Source organism: Pseudomonas sp. xss_2 (assembly GCF_043104195.1).
GTDB classification, from domain to species: domain Bacteria; phylum Pseudomonadota; class Gammaproteobacteria; order Pseudomonadales; family Pseudomonadaceae; genus Aquipseudomonas; species Aquipseudomonas urmiensis.
The window spans coordinates 1-1,126 of record NZ_JBICKL010000019.1 but is presented as its reverse complement, the minus strand read 5'-3'; the positions used below and the strand labels follow the sequence as shown (position 1 = coordinate 1,126).

General features: G+C 56.8%; 1 protein-coding gene. It reads right to left on the bottom strand.

The window, feature by feature from the left end; all coding sequences use genetic code 11:
• Positions 1-104: 104 nt before the first annotated feature.
• A complete protein-coding gene (locus tag ACF8K2_RS02815) occupies positions 105-1,085 on the bottom strand; it encodes an IS5-like element ISPa41 family transposase (RefSeq protein ID WP_014003920.1) in 981 nt (326 codons plus the stop codon).
• Positions 1,086-1,126 lie beyond the last annotated feature (41 nt).

Genomic DNA, 1,126 nt, shown 5'->3' with positions numbered 1-1,126 from the left:
GTGCAGCCGCGGCAAGTTGCAATTTTCCAGGCACCTACAGCGTCATTGGACGAAAAGTGACCGAAAAATCATGTACGGAGAGCTTTTTCGACCGGTTCTCCGTGTTAAACGCGAACCTCACCCATACCCATGAGCTGTTTTCGAACCCTCCACAGGTTTGCCAGGGCGAACAGCGTGGTCAACTGAGCCGTGTTTTTCATCAGCCCACGAAAACGTACTTTCACGTAACCAAACTGCCGCTTGATCACGCGAAACGGATGCTCGACCTTGGCCCGTGTCTGAGCCTTGCAGAACTCGATCTTGCGCTTGGCTTTGTACAGTACGCTGCGCTGGTTCAGCTTGGAATAGGTGCTGCGACGCGCTGCAATCTGCCAGATCACCCCCCGATTTTCATGCTCTTCGCGCCTTTCGACACCGGTGTAACCGGCATCTGCATACACGGCGTTTTCTTCGCCATGCAGCAGTTCAGCCACCTGCGTGACATCGGCCACATTGGCAGCGGTGCCATGGACGTGATGCACCAGGCCGGACTCGACATCGGCACCGATGTGCGCCTTCATCCCGAAGAAATACTGACCGCCTTTCTTGGTCTGGTGCATCTCGGGATCACGCTTGCCTTCTTTATTTTTGGTCGAGCTGGGGGCATGAATAATGGTGGCATCGACGATGGTGCCTTGGCGCAGCGACAGGCCTTTTTCCTGCAGATAACCATTGATGACCGCAAGGATTGCCGGTGCGAGCTGATGCTTCTCCAGCAAGTGCCGGAAGTTCATGATCGTGGTGTCTTCGGGGATTGGCGCGCTCAGCGTCAGGCGTGCGAACTGGCGCATGGGCGTGATTTCGTAGAGCGCTTCTTCCATGGCCGGGTCGCTCAGGGAGAACCAGTTCTGCAACAGATGGATGCGCAGCATGGTTTCCAGAGGATAGGGTTTTCTACCGCCGCCGGCCTTGGGGTAGAACGGTTCGATCAGCTCCAGCAGGCCTGCCCAGGGCACCACCTGATCCATTTCGGCGAGGAAGCGCTCTCGGCGGGTTTGCTTGCGCTTGCCGGCGTACTCAAAGTCGGAAAAGCTCATCTGGCTCATGGGCGGCTCGGATCAGGTGTTGCGGGGATTCTCGCATAACT

Coding starts and splice junctions, on each gene's coding strand:
- ACF8K2_RS02815 (WP_014003920.1), bottom strand. CDS start 1,085: ATGAGCCAGATGAGCTTTTCCGACTTTGAGTACGCCGGCAAGCGCAAG.